The 14,350-nt window shown below is 62.2% G+C and carries 16 protein-coding genes; 7 read left to right on the top strand and 9 right to left on the bottom strand.

The window, feature by feature from the left end; genetic code table 11:
* Positions 1 to 118: 118 nt before the first annotated feature.
* Both BMZ35_RS10215 and BMZ35_RS10220 read right to left on the bottom strand, forming a co-directional pair.
* Entirely contained in the window at positions 119 to 823 is a 705-nt protein-coding gene (locus BMZ35_RS10215; protein WP_093093618.1) for a winged helix-turn-helix domain-containing protein, read from the bottom strand.
* Positions 795 to 1,097 (bottom strand): hypothetical protein, encoded by a 303-nt coding sequence (locus BMZ35_RS10220; RefSeq protein ID WP_242654752.1) that lies wholly within the window; start codon positions 1,095 to 1,097, stop codon positions 795 to 797. The genes BMZ35_RS10215 and BMZ35_RS10220 overlap by 29 nt, the downstream gene beginning before the upstream one ends.
* A 180-nt stretch (positions 1,098 to 1,277) precedes the next feature.
* On the opposite strand from BMZ35_RS10220, the gene BMZ35_RS10225 reads away from it, so the two are divergent.
* The 4 genes from BMZ35_RS10225 (at position 1,278) to BMZ35_RS10240 (ending at position 5,309) form a co-directional block, all read left to right on the top strand.
* Positions 1,278 to 1,778, top strand: a complete 501-nt coding sequence (locus BMZ35_RS10225; RefSeq protein WP_093093620.1) for a hypothetical protein — start codon at positions 1,278 to 1,280, stop codon at positions 1,776 to 1,778.
* A 108-nt stretch (positions 1,779 to 1,886) separates the two neighbouring features.
* Entirely contained in the window at positions 1,887 to 2,504 is a 618-nt protein-coding gene (locus BMZ35_RS10230) for a ribonuclease HII (RefSeq protein ID WP_093093622.1), read from the top strand.
* Between the two features lie 108 nt (positions 2,505 to 2,612).
* A complete protein-coding gene (locus tag BMZ35_RS10235; protein ID WP_093093625.1) occupies positions 2,613 to 3,728 on the top strand; it encodes a site-specific DNA-methyltransferase in 1,116 nt (371 codons plus the stop codon).
* A 180-nt stretch (positions 3,729 to 3,908) separates the two neighbouring features.
* Positions 3,909 to 5,309: an adenylate/guanylate cyclase domain-containing protein gene (locus BMZ35_RS10240; RefSeq protein ID WP_093093627.1), complete on the top strand. Its 1,401-nt coding sequence runs from the start codon at positions 3,909 to 3,911 to the stop codon at positions 5,307 to 5,309.
* Here BMZ35_RS10240 and BMZ35_RS10245 read toward each other — a convergent pair.
* A complete protein-coding gene (locus BMZ35_RS10245) occupies positions 5,306 to 6,439 on the bottom strand; it encodes an alkane 1-monooxygenase (protein ID WP_093093629.1) in 1,134 nt (377 codons plus the stop codon). The genes BMZ35_RS10240 and BMZ35_RS10245 overlap by 4 nt on opposite strands.
* A gap of 67 nt (positions 6,440 to 6,506) precedes the next feature.
* Positions 6,507 to 7,559, bottom strand: a complete 1,053-nt coding sequence (locus BMZ35_RS10250) for an A/G-specific adenine glycosylase (RefSeq protein ID WP_242654754.1) — start codon at positions 7,557 to 7,559, stop codon at positions 6,507 to 6,509.
* Positions 7,560 to 7,646: 87 nt separating this feature from the next.
* On the opposite strand from BMZ35_RS10250, the gene BMZ35_RS10255 reads away from it, so the two are divergent.
* Both BMZ35_RS10255 and BMZ35_RS10260 read left to right on the top strand, forming a co-directional pair.
* Positions 7,647 to 8,162: a DUF721 domain-containing protein gene (locus tag BMZ35_RS10255; RefSeq protein WP_093093631.1), complete on the top strand. Its 516-nt coding sequence runs from the start codon at positions 7,647 to 7,649 to the stop codon at positions 8,160 to 8,162.
* Positions 8,159 to 8,821 carry a DsbA family protein gene (locus BMZ35_RS10260; RefSeq protein WP_093093633.1) on the top strand — a complete coding sequence of 221 codons (663 nt, stop codon included), beginning with the start codon at positions 8,159 to 8,161 and terminating at the stop codon, positions 8,819 to 8,821. The genes BMZ35_RS10255 and BMZ35_RS10260 overlap by 4 nt, the downstream gene beginning before the upstream one ends.
* A 21-nt stretch (positions 8,822 to 8,842) precedes the next feature.
* Here BMZ35_RS10260 and lpxK read toward each other — a convergent pair whose 3' ends face one another.
* From lpxK to BMZ35_RS10275, 3 genes are read right to left on the bottom strand one after another with little or no spacing between them, the layout of a single operon-like run.
* On the bottom strand, positions 8,843 to 9,847 hold the full coding sequence (gene lpxK / locus BMZ35_RS10265; RefSeq protein WP_093093635.1) for a tetraacyldisaccharide 4'-kinase: 1,005 nt from the start codon (positions 9,845 to 9,847) through the stop codon (positions 8,843 to 8,845).
* Complete coding sequence (locus BMZ35_RS10270; protein WP_093093637.1) at positions 9,844 to 11,067, bottom strand: 3-deoxy-D-manno-octulosonic acid transferase; 1,224 nt, start codon at positions 11,065 to 11,067, stop codon at positions 9,844 to 9,846. Before BMZ35_RS10270 ends, lpxK begins: the two co-directional genes overlap by 4 nt.
* A gap of 8 nt (positions 11,068 to 11,075) precedes the next feature.
* Positions 11,076 to 11,318 (bottom strand): DUF4170 domain-containing protein, encoded by a 243-nt coding sequence (locus BMZ35_RS10275; protein ID WP_093093639.1) that lies wholly within the window; start codon positions 11,316 to 11,318, stop codon positions 11,076 to 11,078.
* Between the two features lie 146 nt (positions 11,319 to 11,464).
* Between BMZ35_RS10275 and BMZ35_RS10280 the strand changes: the two genes are divergently transcribed.
* Entirely contained in the window at positions 11,465 to 12,205 is a 741-nt protein-coding gene (locus tag BMZ35_RS10280; protein ID WP_093093892.1) for a glutamine amidotransferase, read from the top strand.
* Here the strand turns inward: BMZ35_RS10280 and BMZ35_RS10285 are convergent.
* Together BMZ35_RS10285 and BMZ35_RS10290 are read right to left on the bottom strand one after the other, a co-directional pair.
* A complete protein-coding gene (locus BMZ35_RS10285; RefSeq protein WP_093093641.1) occupies positions 12,202 to 12,981 on the bottom strand; it encodes a 3'(2'),5'-bisphosphate nucleotidase CysQ in 780 nt (259 codons plus the stop codon). The genes BMZ35_RS10280 and BMZ35_RS10285 overlap by 4 nt on opposite strands.
* Positions 12,968 to 14,314: a TldD/PmbA family protein gene (locus BMZ35_RS10290; protein WP_093093643.1), complete on the bottom strand. Its 1,347-nt coding sequence runs from the start codon at positions 14,312 to 14,314 to the stop codon at positions 12,968 to 12,970. Before BMZ35_RS10290 ends, BMZ35_RS10285 begins: the two co-directional genes overlap by 14 nt.
* Positions 14,315 to 14,350 lie beyond the last annotated feature (36 nt).

Raw genomic sequence — 14,350 nt, forward strand, 5'->3', positions numbered from 1 at the left:
ACGCGGCGGCGATTTGATGAGGCTTGGCGCTTTATTTTGGAGGCGCGTTGGGGTGGCGAGATAAACCGCGTTGCAGAAAGTTCGGGTCGCCACCGCGCGCGGCGCCGATGCGCGGCCGCTAGAGCACCCGGATCACGTCCTTGTCGATGGCCAGCATATAGCCTTTGCGGGCGATATTCTTGACCAGAAGTTCGCTCACCATCTGGTTGCCGAGACTGTCGCGCAGGCGCTTGATACGGGTCGCGCCTGCGGCCTCGTCACAATCGCTGCTGGATTTGCCGGAGATCATCGCTTCAATCTCGACACCGGACAGCATCTCGTCATCCATGCGGGCCTCGGCCAGAACCGAGAGGGTTTCCATGGCCGCGTCGGTGAGCTTGAAGCCCATGTTGTTGAGATAGACGGTTTTCTCATCCCGGCTGATCAGGAGGGAATTGACCTGGATCCCGGCGCGCTCGATCTGGGCCATGCGGCGGTTCATGGTGATCAGCATGATCAGGAAGACCAGCGCGGCGATCATCATGCCGGTGGCAAAGACCAGAAGCACGAGGATGACCATGCGATAGCTGGCCAGCGTATCGGCAAAGGCGGTGCCGGATTGGGCGAGGATTTCCAGAAGCTTGATTTCCGCCTGCCCGGTCAGGGTGTCGTTTTCCAGAAACAGCTGTTCCACCCGCGCATTGAAGGCGTTGGCATCGGGCAGGGTGAACACGAGCACGACCGCTGCGATCAGGAGGATCGCGACGATGGCGGTGAGACCAAGAGTGACGACCCGGCCAGCCTGACGGCGGGCGTCAATAACGGAGGTAGAATTGTCCGGCACTGGATTCCTTTCCGGCAAGCTCCGAGCCATCGAACACGGAGAGGACATTCAGAAGTTTCCAGCCGTCGCCCTTGATCCGGGCGGCGACCTCTTTCTTGGCGTCGGCCTTGGAGCAGCCCTGATGCAGTTGCATGACGCCGTAATGCAGGCGCAGGGGGCTGTCCTTCTTGGCCTTGTAATCGGCATAGCATTCGGCGGCGGCTGCCGGGTTGGGGAGCGCCAGCGCCAGCAGCATGGCCGCCATGAGGGCGATATGTCTGAGCGTGTACATCATGGGCCAATCTTTGCGCCAAAGGCCCGTGTTATTCAATAACCAAGCCGTTTTGAGTGCCTGATATGGGATAACAAGGCGCTGATATTGTGTGGCTTTTCGATGGTGCGGAATTGTTGGGGCACATCGTCCGGTGCGCAAGACCGGGCACTGAGTTGTCACAGACAGGAAGGAAGACCCAAGATGCAACCCCGTCACTTCATCACCACCGTTCTCGCCGCTGCCATCGCCATTACCGGGCTGACCGCCGCCAAGGCACATGCCGGGCCCGATGCGGATGATATTGCCAAGGTTCTTTTCGGGACGGCCGCGATCGTGATCATCGGCAAGGCGCTGGAAGACGAGAACAAGAAAAAAAAGCGGCGCCAAGTCTATGATGCGCCGACGCGGCGGTACGAACCAGCCCGCGATCCCTATAACCCCTATGCCACGCCGCGCCCTGCGCCCCGAGGCAATCCGCACCGGTTCAACCGGGAACTGCCGCTTGCCTGCAAGCGCGATTACTGGACCACAAGCGGCGAGCCCGTGCGTGGGTTCGGTGTGCGCTGCCTGTCACGCTCGGGTTTTCCCACGGCACACCTGCCGCGCAGCTGCGAACGCGAGGTCGAAACGCGCCGGGGGTACGGCACGATCTACAAGGCGGGATGCCTGCGCCGCAGCGGCTATCGCGTGAGCCGTCGATAAGACATCGAGCAGAAGGCCGGCAGCAGACCGGCTGGCGGGCCGGGCGGTGTGGAGCCGCCCGGCCTTTTTCATGTTGCGATTGGTCTGCGGGCGTGGTTGTGAAGAGCCATGGAGATGCCGGATTATTCTTTGGAGCAGGGCGCGCTGGCGCAGGGGGCCACGCGGGTGGCCGGGGTTGATGAAGTGGGACGCGGGCCGCTGGCCGGGCCAGTGACGGCGGCGGCGGTGGTGCTTGACCCTGACAGTATTCCCGAGGGGTTGAACGATTCCAAGAAGTTGAGCGCGAAACGGCGCGAGGCGGTCTTTGTCGAGATCATGAAAAAGGCCGAAGTCAGTATCGCCCATGCCAGCGTCGAAGAGATCGACGAGATCAATATCTTGCGGGCCAGTCATCTGGCGATGGAGCGGGCGGTTGCGGGGTTGCCGCACGCGCCCGATTACCTGCTCATTGACGGCAACATGATCCCGCGCGGTCTGACGCTTCGGTCGCAGGCAGTGGTCAAAGGGGATGCCCAGTCTTTGTCGATTGCGGCCGCGTCGATCGTGGCAAAAATCACGCGCGATCGCATCATGTGGGATTTGGCGCAACAGTTCCCTGGCTATGGCTGGGAAACAAACGCCGGATATCCGTCAAAAAGCCACAAGGCGGCGCTCCAAAATCTTGGTGTGACCCCACACCATAGACGTTCGTTCAGGCCTGTCCACAATATCTTGTATCAAGGGTAAAATGTAAGCTGTTGATTCAAAAAAGAAATTGACGCCGAATCACGTTTGAATCATCCTTGTCTCATCAACGAGCGCATCAAAAAAACCGCGCCGTGAACGAGGCAGAGAATGAAAACGATGACCAAAGCGAAGAGCGCAACTGCGCTCCCACTCAACACGATTCTGGATGGTGACTGCATCGAAGTGATGAACAGTCTGCCGGAAAACTCGATTGATCTGATCTTTGCGGATCCGCCCTATAACCTGCAATTGAAGGGCGATCTGCATCGTCCCGACAATTCCAAGGTGGATGCGGTCGACGATGAATGGGACCAGTTTTCCAGCTTTGCCGCCTATGACAAGTTCACCCGTGCCTGGCTCAAGGCGGCGCGCCGTCTTCTCAAGCCGAACGGCGCGATCTGGGTGATCGGCAGCTATCACAATGTCTTCCGCATGGGTGCGGAATTGCAGAACCAGGGGTTCTGGATCCTGAACGACGTGGTGTGGCGCAAGTCGAACCCGATGCCGAATTTCCGTGGCAAACGCTTTACCAATGCCCATGAAACGATGATCTGGGCATCGAAATCCGAAGGCGCGAAGTACACGTTCAACTATGAAGCGCTCAAGGCGCTGAACGAAGGTGTGCAGATGCGCAGCGACTGGGTTCTGCCGATCTGTACGGGCCATGAGCGGCTCAAGGATGAAAACGGCGACAAGGCGCATCCGACGCAGAAGCCCGAGAGCCTGCTGCATCGGGTGCTGGTGGGATCGACCAACCCCGGCGACGTGGTTCTTGACCCGTTCTTCGGCACCGGCACGACCGGCGCTGTTGCCAAGATGCTGGGCCGCGAATTCATCGGGATCGAGCGCGAGGAAGCCTATCGCAAGGTGGCAGAGAAGCGCCTCAAGAACACCCGCAAGTTCGACCGTGAAGCGCTGCAGGTTTCGGCAAGCAAACGCGCCGAGCCGCGCGTGCCGTTTGGGCAGCTGGTGGAACGTGGCATGCTGCGCCCCGGTGAGAACCTGTATTCGATCAATGGCCGCCACAAGGCCAAGGTGCGCGCCGATGGCACGCTGATCGGGGATGACGTGAAGGGCTCGATCCATCAGGTCGGTGCCCATCTTGAAGGCGCGCCGAGCTGCAACGGCTGGACCTACTGGAGCTACAAGCAGGACGGCAAACGTGTGCCGATCGACGTGCTGCGCCAGCAGATCCGCGCAGAGATGGCCGAGCGTCCGAACTGATTTTTCAGACGATCCCAATACCTCTACCCAAGACAAATGAATACCGCCGGTGCCTGTGGCCTGACGATTAAGAACAGGCACCCTGACTTGCCCCGCCCATGTTGGCGGGGCTTTTTTTGGGCTTTAAGTTATTCCAGTTGCCACTATTTAAGGCAGATCGTTTCAGGAAGGTCCAAGGCAATGAATACCCAGACTCCGATCCTGTCCCTTTTTGCGCGCCGTAGGTCGGATGACCTGCCGCATAAAGACAGCCCGGAATACCAATATACCGAGGCCGTTCTGGAGCGTCACAAGCAGCAGGGGCTGGAACTGGCGGTCCGTGTGCGTTGGGCCGCGCTGTTCGTGATTGCGATTCTTCTTCTGTTCCTCGTGCCGATGCCGGATGTCTGGTATTTCGAGGGTATTCTGGCGCTTCTGGCGTTGAATGGCTGGCTGATGCGGCGCGTGGGCAAGGTGGGCCTGTCGCGGGTCGAGTTGCTTTTGATCTTTTTTGACCTGTTCCTGATGACGGCGGGCATGGTCGGGCCGAACCCGCTGAGCGAGCATACTTGGCCGCACGCGATGCAGTACCGGTTTGGCAATTTCATCTACCTGTTCGTGATCCTCGCCGCCGGGACGCTGGCCTATTCGTGGCGGACGGTGATGGCGATCGGGACGTGGACGACGGGTCTTTGGCTTGGGGCGTTGTTGCTGTCCTTGTGGTTTGTCGAGCCGTTGCCCGGATTGAGTGAGGCGATGATTGCAGCCTATCCGGATCAGCCAGAGATGGCTGCCTGGCTCGACCCGAACAGTTATGTGATCCAGATGCGGGTTCAGGAGATTGCAGTGTTCCTGATCGTGGCGATGATCATGGCGGTATCGGTGCGCCGTTTTAATGGGTTGTTGCGCTCGAATGCGGCGCTGGAGCGGGAGCGCACGAACCTCAGCCGCTATTTCTCGCCCAACGTGGTTGAGGCGCTGTCGACCAATGACGAACCGCTGAAGCGTATTCGCAACCACGAGATCGCGGTGTTGTTCGTGGATATCGTCGGGTTCACGGAATTCGCCGCGCGACGCGCGCCCGAAGAGGTGATCGAAACCCTGCGCGAGTTCCATGGGCTAATGGAAAAGGCGGTGTTCAATCACGGTGGCACGCTGGACAAGTATTTGGGGGACGGGTTGATGGTGACCTTTGGCACCCCGGAGCCGACCGACAAGGACGCGATCAATGCTCTTGAATGCGTGCATCAGATGATGGACGACCTTGATGCTTGGAACAATGATCGCATCGCGCGCGGACAGCCGCCGCTTCGGGTGGGGTTCGGGGCGCATTACGGTCCGGCAGTTCTGGCCGATATCGGGGCGAACCGGCTGGAGTTCGCGGTGGTCGGCAATACGGTAAATGTGGCTTCGCGGCTTGAGGCGCTGACACGGGGTCTGAATGCGCGGCTGGTGATCAGCGACTCAATGCGCGATGAAGTGGTCAAGGAAGGCGGGCATGCCTGTCTGGCTGGCCTGCGCCGTTTTGAAGATCAGGACATTCGGGGGGTCGAGGACAAGTTGACGGTCTGGGCGTTTGAGCGGCCGCAGGATCAAGGTTAACGCGGCATCGGCGTTTTGGCCTTGGTGTAGGGTTTCCAGTCGGTGATCTCGGGATAATACATGCCGCGCCACTTGCGCACGCGGGGGTTCATCACCCGTTTCCAGAGTGGCGGCACCATCGCGAACATGGTCATCATCGGATAGCCATAGGGCAGCTGCGGCGCGTCGGCCTCGGTATAGTTCTGCAAGAGCGGAAATCGGCGGTCGGGCTTGTAGTGATGGTCCGAATGGCGTTGCAGGTTGATCAGGAGCCAGTTTGAGGCTTTGTGGGCTGCGTTCCACGAATGATGCGGCTTGACGTGCTCGTATTTGCCTTCGCTCAGATGTTTTCGGGTCAGGCCGTAATGTTCGACATAGTTGACGATCTCAAGCTGCCAGATCGCGATATAGGCCTGCCAGATAAACAGGAAAAACCCGGCCCAGCCGCCGATCAGGAACGCCAGCAGCAACATGCCCCCCTGAAGTGCCCAGTAGCGCCAGAAGGGGTTGGATAGGTCGGTCCAGGGCAAGTCCTTGCGGGCCAGCATGTCCTTTTCGGCGCGGAAGGACGATTTCAGCGAGCCGATCAAAACGCGGGGGAAGAAGCGGTGGAAGCCTTCGTTATACCGCGCGGTGACCGGGTCGCGCGGGGTGCCGACATAGCGGTGATGCACCAGAAGGTGCTCGGAGCGGAAATGGGAATAAAGCACCATGGCCATGAGCCAGTCACCAAGCCAGCGCTCGGTTTTGTTCTTCTGGTGCATGAGTTCGTGGGAATAGACGATGCCCACGGTGCCGGAAATCACGCCGACGCCAAAGAACAGGCCGATCTTGGCCGCAACGGACAGGTGGTCGGTGTGGGTGGCAAAATAGATCAGGCCGAAGAGGGTGACGAACTGGATATAGGGCCAGATCATCGTGATCAGGCGATACCAGTAGAGATCGTCTTCGCTGGTTTCGAGATCGGCGTTTTCAAGGTTGAGTCCGGTGACGGCGTCGAGCGCGGAGAACAGGTACCAAGTGGCCGCAGGGACAAGCAGCACCCACCACGAGCCAAGCCCTGCGACGATCCAGATCAGGGGGATCAGCAGCAGCGACAACCAGAAGGGCAGGGCGCTGGAAAGCTTGGCAACTTGCTTGGACGGGATCATGTGGTGGCTCCGTAAGGGCTGCGCGCGCGGGCAGTATGCGGTGCCTTTCCGGGGGCCGCAACGTGCTTCACCCTTCGCGCATGAGATCGAACGCCTTGCGCATGACCGTGGGCAAGTCGGATGGGCGGAAATCGGCCTGTTCGAGGAAGTCGCCAACCCTGGCGGTGCGGTCCATGGGCACAAGCGCGGTCTTGACCGTGAGGCGCAGGTGGAAATGGGTGAAGGTGTGACGCGCCTCGGCAGGCAATGTCTTCCATTCTGCGCGGATCGGGGTGTCGTGGGGCGGGGTTTCGTTCTCGCTCCAGTCCGAGCCGGGCCAGCCCAGCATGCCGCCGAGCAGTCCCTTGTCGGGGCGGCGTTCAAGAAGGACCGCGCCGTCGACACGGCGGGCGATATAGACGGTGCCAAAGCGGATCGGCTTGGGCTTTTTCGGGGTCTTCTTGGGCAGGCCTGCGGCGGTGCCCATGTCGCAGGCCTTGCAGGGGATGCGCCACGGGCAGATGCCGCAGGCCGGGTTGCGCGGGGTGCAGATCGTGGCGCCAAGGTCCATGACCGCCTGTGCATAGTCGCCGGGGCGCTGCGTGGGTGTCAGGCGAGCGGCGTGTTCGGTCAGGATCGGTTTGGACGCGGGCAGGGGGGTGTGTTCATCGAAGAGCCGCGCCATGACCCGTTCGACATTGCCGTCGACCACGGTTTCGGGGCGGTCAAAGGCGATGGCGGATATGGCGGCGGCCGTGTAGGGGCCAATGCCGGGAAGCTTCAGCAACTCGGGCAGCGTGTCGGGGAATGCGCCTTTCAGATCCTCGCTGATCACGCGGGCGCATTTCAGGAGGTTGCGTGCACGGGCGTAATAGCCGAGCCCCGCCCAGGCGCCCATGACATCCTCATCCCGCGCCGCTGCGAGTGCGTGTACGTCCGGCCAGAGCGTTGTGAAGCGCAGGAAATAGTCCTTGACCGCGGCCACGGTGGTTTGCTGCAGCATGATCTCGGACAGCCAGACGCGGTAAGGATCGGGGCGGTGGCCCGAAGCGCGCTCTGCCGGACCAATGCGCCACGGCATCTTGCGCGCGTGGGTATCATACCAGTCGAGCAGGTCGGCAGGTTCCGGCAGGTCACGCAAGTTTTATCCCCCCATGGAAGCGGTTTCGCTGGAACAGCGCGGCTGGCACACTACAATAGTGCCTGATCCAAGGATGCAAGACTCGACATGCGCCGCGCCACGACCAAAGGTTTCAAACGTACGTCATCGCTGTTGCGGGACCGAATCCGGCAGGCTGGCGAAAGTCGGGGCTTTGCCGTGACCAAGGTGCTGACCCACTGGGCCGAGATCGTGGGGGAGGATGTCGCGCGCATCTGTAAGCCGGTTGATGTGAAATACGGCCGTCAGGGGTTCGGCGCGACGCTGACCGTACTGACCACGGGGGCGCAGGCGCCGATGCTCGAGATGCAGAAAGAAACGCTGCGGGCGCGGGTGAATGCGGCCTATGGCTATAACGCGATTGCAAGGCTGCGTATCACCCAGACCGCGCCCACAGGATTTGCCGAGGGGCAGGCGCAGTTCGCACCAAAACCCAAACGCGAGGCCGCGCCGGACCCGGAGGTGCGCAAAGAGGCCGCCGAAGTGGCCGCGCCGGTCGGAGATGCGGATTTGCGACAGGCGCTTGAACGCCTGGCGTCAAACGTGCTTTCAAAACGAAAAACCACACGAAAGGTTTCTGAATGAACCGTCTACTACCCATCGTCCTTGTGGCGCTGATTGCCGTTGCGGGCGGCGGATACTGGTACAGCCAGTCCACCAACACCACCGTGCCGCTGGCCAATGTCGAACTGGTCTCGTCCGACGGGGCCGAAGCCTCTTCTTCGGAAGTGGTCGAGATGGTCATGGGGGCGGAAGATGCGCCGATCACGCTGATCGAATACGCGTCGTTTACTTGCCCGCATTGCGCCAGCTTTCACGAAAACGTCCTGAAGCAGCTCAAGACGGATTACGTGGATACCGGCAAGGTGAAGTTCGTTTTCCGGGATGTCTATTTCGACCGGTTCGGCCTGTGGGCGTCGATGGTGGCGCGGTGTGGCGGGCAGGAACGATTCTTTGGCATTGCGGACCTCTTGATGAAATCGCAGTCGGAATGGAGCCGCGCCGGTGATCCGGTGGCGATTGCCGACGCGCTGCGCAAGACCGGGCGTCTGGCCGGACTGGAGGATGACCAGCTGCAGGCCTGCCTGCAGGATGAAGACAAGGCCAAGGCGTTGATCGCGTGGTATCAGAAGAACGCAAGCGCGGACGATATTTCGGGTACGCCGACGTTGATCATCAACGGCGAGAAGCATTCGAACATGAGCTACAAGGATCTCAAGGCGATCCTGGATTCGAAGCTGTAAGACGCTTTTTGCCCGGACGGGTCAGTCCTGTCCGGGTAGCAATCCATCGAGGGCGGTGTCCAGCGCGGACCAGTCGTCGATTTCCAACCGGACAGGCAGGGTCAGAACGTGCGGGCGCATGTCGCGGGGCAGGCGTACGGCGTCCTTTTCCGTGGTGACAAGCTGTGCGTTGTGTTGTGCCGCTTCCTTGGCGAGGCGCGTGAGCAGGGCCGGAGTCAGTGTCTGGTGATCATCCAGCGGTTGTTCGCGCACGATGTCGGCGCCAAGGCCGCGCAGGGTGGCAAAGAACTTGGCCGGGTTTCCGATCCCGGCAAAGGCCAGGAATCGTGTGCCGGTCCAGTCCATGCCGGTTTGCAGCGGGGCGAGGTGCCCTGTCAGATGCGGCAGCGTGAGGTGACCCCCCCAAGCGGATTTGAAAGCGGATTGCGCCGCGTCGGGGCCGATGGACAGCACGATATCAGCACGTTTCAAGCCCACGTCGACAGGTTCGCGCAGGGGGCCCGCGGGAATGCAGCGCCCGTTGCCAAAGCTCTTGGCCGCGTCCACGACGATGATCGACAGGTCCTTTTGAACCGAGGAGTTCTGGAACCCGTCGTCCAGAAGGATCACGTCCGCCCCGGCGTCCTGCGCGGCGGTCGCACCTGCAGCACGGTTCTTGGCGACCCATGTCGGGGTGAAAGCGGCGAGCAGGAGCGGTTCGTCGCCGGTTTCGCTGGCAGCGTGGCGCACTTCATCGACGCGTACGGGCCCTTCAAGCGATCCGCCGTAGCCGCGCGAAACGACATGCGGAGTCAGGCCGCGCGCCTGAAGATGCTGCGCGAGGGCAATGGTGGTCGGTGTCTTGCCCGTGCCTCCGGCGTTCAGGTTGCCGATGCAGATAACGGGGACGCGGGCCTTCAGGCCGTTCTCGCCTTGGGCTACGCGTTTGCGTGTCGCGCGGGCATAGAGTGCTCCAAGAGGAGCAAGCAGGAGGGCCTGCCATCCGGGGCGGTCGGTGGGGTTGTCCCAGAAACGCGGTGCTTTCATGAAAAACTGTCCTTTGCGTCAAGCATGTCCTGAGACAGGCCGATGATGGCATCCGAGACTTCGGCGCCGTCCGAAACTACCTGCCAGCCGGCATGGGCCATTGCCGCGACCTGATCGGGGGCAAGCAGGTGGATCAGCGCGGCGGCGAGGCTGGATGCGTCCCTGACAATGCGCGCGCCACCGGCATCGACCAGCCGCTTGTAGGCGTCAAGATGATTGCGCACCCCGGGCCCATAGAGCACGGCAGAGCCAAGTGCCGCCGGTTCGAGAGGATCACGCCCGCCAAAGCCCGGCGCCATGGATGACCCCATCAGCGTGACCGGGGCGACGCGGTACCAGAGCCCGAGTTCGTCCGGGGTCTCGGCGAGCAGAACATGTGTATTGTTGTCGGGAAACTCGCCATTTTCCCAATCCACGAGCCGCAACCCGGAGTCGGCAATCTGGCGGCGGATGGCCGGTGCCTTTTCAAGACTGTCCGCGGCGAGGATCAAAAGCATCCTGTGTGAAAGTTTGAGCACTTTGCGATAGGCGCTCAGAACAGCGGGCGTTTCCTCGGGCTGGATATGGGCAGCGAGCCAGACGGGGCGCCCTGTCAGTACGGAGCGCAGCTCTTCCAGGTCGGTTTCATTGTAGCGCAGGACCGGGCTTTCTTCGAGCAGGCGGGCGCTGTCGATGACGGTGGGGCCATCCAGTGGCAGGGAGCGGCGAAACCGCTCGGCGGCGGCGTCATCAAGTGTCATGAGGGCGGAGAACCGCATGATGGTCGCACGGGTCGGTTCGGGCACCCAACGCCAGCGGCGGTTTTCCAGCCCGGGATTGTCGGCTTCGAGCAGGATGGCCGGAATGTCGCGTTGGGCGGCTGCGTCGATCAGGGCTGGGCGCAGCCAGGGACCGTGCCACAAAAGCAAATCCGGCCGCCAATGGTTCAGAAAAACGCGGACGTCACCGGGGTTTTCCGAGGGGCCTTCCTGCCAGGTGACGCCGTTGGGAAGGCTGCGCGGCGGGCGCTGACCGGGCGACGTGGTCAGCAACAGGTGCGTGCCGGGCCGGTTCGCGGCAAGCCGCAGACCCATTTGCGCCATGGCGCGCGCGCGTGTGGGATCGGCGCAGTGCATCCAGACCAGTTCCCCGTCGGGGCGCGGGGTGGTGATGCGGGACAGGCTGGCCGGTTGACGGCGCGCAAAGGCCAGATAGGCCGCAAGGCTGAGCGAGCGCGCCATCGGGGGGATCAGCCCAGTTCTTCGGTCGAGGACGCCTCGGCCTCTTCGTCGCGCAGGCGATGCAGGTGGGCGATGAAATAGCGCATGTGAGCATTGTCCACCGTGCGCTGCGCTTCGGCGCGCCAGGCGTCATACGCGGATTGGTAGTTCGGGAAGATCCCGACGATATGAATGTCGTCGACATTCTTGAACGCGGATTTGGTGGGGTCCACCAACTCGCCGCCGAAGACGAGATGCAGGCGCTGGGTCATTGCATGACTCCTGAAGTTTGAGTTCGCTGGCAACCTAGGGCCGATGGGCCGCGGCCTCAAGGGCAGAGCGCTTGCGCAACCTTGCCCTGTTGACGCATCCGGCGCAATCGGGCAACCACGGGCGGCATTACTTTGGATGGCTACCGATGAAACCTTTTCTGATCCTGCAACTGCGCCCCGAAACCGAAGCCTCGGATGACGAGTTCCAAGCCATTCTGCGCAAAGGCGGGCTTGACGAGGCCGAAGTGCACCGCATCCGGCTTGATCAGTCTCCGTTGCCCGAAGGGTTGCAGCTCGAGGAGTATGCCGGGGTGATCGTAGGCGGTGGACCGGGGTGCGTGAGCGACCCGGAAGACCAGAAAACCCCGGTCGAGGCGCAGATCGAAACGGCCGTCTTGGGGTTGATGCCGGAGATCACCGAGAAGGACTTTCCGTTCCTTGGCTGTTGTTACGGGATCGGCATCCTCGGGCATCATCTTGGCCGTGTGGTGAACAAGGAAAACTATTCGGAAGCGGTGGGCACGGCGGATTGCGTGCTGACGGAAGACGGCAAAGCCGATCCGGTTCTGGCGGGTGTCCCCGACGCGTTCCATGCCTTTGTCGGTCACAAGGAGGCGGTGCAGCGTCTGCCAGAGGGGTGCGTGCACCTGGTCAGTTCACCGACCTGCCCCTACCAGATGATCCGCTACGGTGAGAACGTCTATGCCACGCAGTTTCACCCGGAGGCCGATAGCGATGGGTTCGAAGTGAGGATCAACATCTACAAGCATCGCGGCTATTTCCGCCCCGAGGATGCGCAGGGCCTGATCGACATGTGCCGCGCGGCGGATGTGCACGCGCCCGAAAAAGTGCTGCGCAACTTTGTTGAGCGCTATCGCGCGGCTTAGCGTCCCGTGAGCGCGTTTTTGATGTCGCCATGCACGGCGGCATTGGCGGCAATCACCCCTTTGACGCGCGGGTCGGGGTTGTTGAAGCGCAGCGGCGCGCCTGTGCGATCCGAGGTGGTGGCCCCGGCCTCGCGCAGGATCAGGTCTCCGGCGGCAATGTCCCATTCCCATGTCGGTCGGATCGTGAGCATGGCGTCATAGCGGCCCTCGGCCACGAGCGCGAGGCGATAGGCCAGCGAGGGGCGGTAGCTTCGGAATACGTTGGGGGGTGCGGCTTTCCAGTGCTTGGCGTCCATCACCGGGCGCGCGACCAGCATGTTGGCCCCGGTGAGCCTGTCCCGCGTGGTTGGCGAAATAGGTGCGCCGTTGAGGTGGGCACCCCGGCCGTCCGCCGCGCTATAGAGCTTGTCGCGCAGGGGCAGGAACACGACTGCGGCGGTGACGGTGCCGTTTTGCGCGATGGCCAGCGAATGCGCCCATGTATTCGAGCCGTCGATAAAGCTGCGGGTGCCATCGATCGGGTCGATGATGAACACCTTTTCCGCTGCGAGCCTGTCGCCGCTGTCGAGCGATTCCTCGGACAGCCAGCCATAGTCGGGCCGGGCCGCGCGCAATTCACGTTCGAGCATCTCGTTGACGGCAAGGTCGGCCTCGGTCACGGGGCCGGCGCCTTCGGGTTTGTGCCAGGCCTGGGCCTCGGGGCCGGAGAAACGCGTGGCAATGCGTCCTGCCTCGCGCGCAGCGTCGATCAGGAGGTCGAGGTCAGTTCCCGGCAAGAGTCAGCCCTTCGACCAGCAGGGAAGGAACCACGCGGGAGAGATAGGTGCGCGCGTCATTGGCGGGGATCATCCCGCGCAGCATGTCGTGCAGATTGCCCGCGATGGTGCATTCGTTGACCGGGTAGGTGAGTTCGCCATTCTCGACCCAGAACCCCGCAGCCCCACGGGAATAATCGCCGGTATTGTGGTTGATGGTCGAGCCGATCAGGGATGTGACCAGAAGGCCGGTGCCCATGTCGCGGATCAGGTCTTCGCGGGATTGGTCACCTTGGGTCAGGGCGACGTTCCATGTGGAGGGCGAGGGTGGTGCCGAGACACCGCGCCCGGCATTGCCGGTCGAGGCCATGCCCAGCTTGCGCGCGTTCACGAGGTCGAGTGTCCAGCCGGTGAGGACACCGTTGTCCACGATCTTGCGGGCGCGTGTCGGCAGGCCCTCGCCGTCAAAGGGGCGGGACCCGGAGGTGCGCGGGCGCAGGGGGTCTTCGATCAGGGAAAGACCCTCGGGCAGCACTTGCTGCCCAAGTTTTTCGCGTAGCCACGATGAGCCGCGCGCCACCGAAGAGCCGTTGGCGGCAACCAACAGGTGTCCGATCAGCGATGAGGAAATGCGTTCGTCAAACAGCACAGGGTAAGCGCCGGTTGCGGGTTTGCGGGCCTCTAGCCGTTCAACTGCGCGCTGCCCGGCGGTGGTGCCGATGTCTTCGGGGCGGCGCAGGTCGCTCTGGAAGATGCGCCCGTCCCCGTCATAGTCGCGCTCCATGCCGTCCCCGGTACCGGCGATGGCGGTGCAGTAGGTGGCACGGCTGGTGCGATCATAGCCGCCTGAAAAGCCATTGGTGGCGGCAAGGTGCATCTGGGTGTGGCTGAATCCTGCAGTCGCGGATTGCACCTGCGTGACACCCGATACGGCCAGCGCGGCAGCCTCGGCGGCGAGGGCGTCGGCCTGAAGCGCGGCCGGGTCAGGCTCGGGTGAGGGATCAGCCAGTTCGAGAGCGTTGATGTCCCATTGCTTGGCCAGCTGATCGGCCTCGGCCAGTCCGATATAGGGATCTTCGGGCGCTTCACGCGCCATGGCGACGGCGCGTTCGGCCATGGTGGTGATGGTTTCGGGGCGCGCGTCGGAGACGGACACGTTGGCCTGACGCTGTCCGACGAAAACCCGAAGCCCCAGATCAAGCCCCTCGGAGCGCTCGGCCTGTTCCAGCTTGCCTTCGCGCACGTCGATGGAGAGCGAGGTGCCCTGAACCGTGATCGCGTCTGCGGCGTCCGCACCCGCCTTTTGGGCCGCGTCAAGAAGCTGCTCTGCGAGGGTTTGGAGATTTTGGCTCATGATGCCCCTGTGATCTGTTTCACCTGAGGTAGACCG

Source organism: Shimia aestuarii, assembly GCF_900114635.1.
Classification (GTDB): Bacteria; Pseudomonadota; Alphaproteobacteria; order Rhodobacterales; family Rhodobacteraceae; genus Shimia; species Shimia aestuarii.

Coding starts and splice junctions, on each gene's coding strand:
- BMZ35_RS10220 (WP_242654752.1), bottom strand. CDS start 1,097: ATGATGTACACGCTCAGACATATCGCCCTCATGGCGGCCATGCTGCTG.
- BMZ35_RS10225 (WP_093093620.1), top strand. CDS start 1,278: ATGCAACCCCGTCACTTCATCACCACCGTTCTCGCCGCTGCCATCGCC.
- BMZ35_RS10230 (WP_093093622.1), top strand. CDS start 1,887: ATGGAGATGCCGGATTATTCTTTGGAGCAGGGCGCGCTGGCGCAGGGG.
- BMZ35_RS10235 (WP_093093625.1), top strand. CDS start 2,613: ATGAAAACGATGACCAAAGCGAAGAGCGCAACTGCGCTCCCACTCAAC.
- BMZ35_RS10240 (WP_093093627.1), top strand. CDS start 3,909: ATGAATACCCAGACTCCGATCCTGTCCCTTTTTGCGCGCCGTAGGTCG.
- BMZ35_RS10245 (WP_093093629.1), bottom strand. CDS start 6,439: ATGATCCCGTCCAAGCAAGTTGCCAAGCTTTCCAGCGCCCTGCCCTTC.
- BMZ35_RS10255 (WP_093093631.1), top strand. CDS start 7,647: ATGCGCCGCGCCACGACCAAAGGTTTCAAACGTACGTCATCGCTGTTG.
- BMZ35_RS10260 (WP_093093633.1), top strand. CDS start 8,159: ATGAACCGTCTACTACCCATCGTCCTTGTGGCGCTGATTGCCGTTGCG.
- lpxK (WP_093093635.1), bottom strand. CDS start 9,847: ATGAAAGCACCGCGTTTCTGGGACAACCCCACCGACCGCCCCGGATGG.
- BMZ35_RS10270 (WP_093093637.1), bottom strand. CDS start 11,067: ATGGCGCGCTCGCTCAGCCTTGCGGCCTATCTGGCCTTTGCGCGCCGT.
- BMZ35_RS10275 (WP_093093639.1), bottom strand. CDS start 11,318: ATGACCCAGCGCCTGCATCTCGTCTTCGGCGGCGAGTTGGTGGACCCC.
- BMZ35_RS10280 (WP_093093892.1), top strand. CDS start 11,465: ATGAAACCTTTTCTGATCCTGCAACTGCGCCCCGAAACCGAAGCCTCG.
- BMZ35_RS10290 (WP_093093643.1), bottom strand. CDS start 14,314: ATGAGCCAAAATCTCCAAACCCTCGCAGAGCAGCTTCTTGACGCGGCC.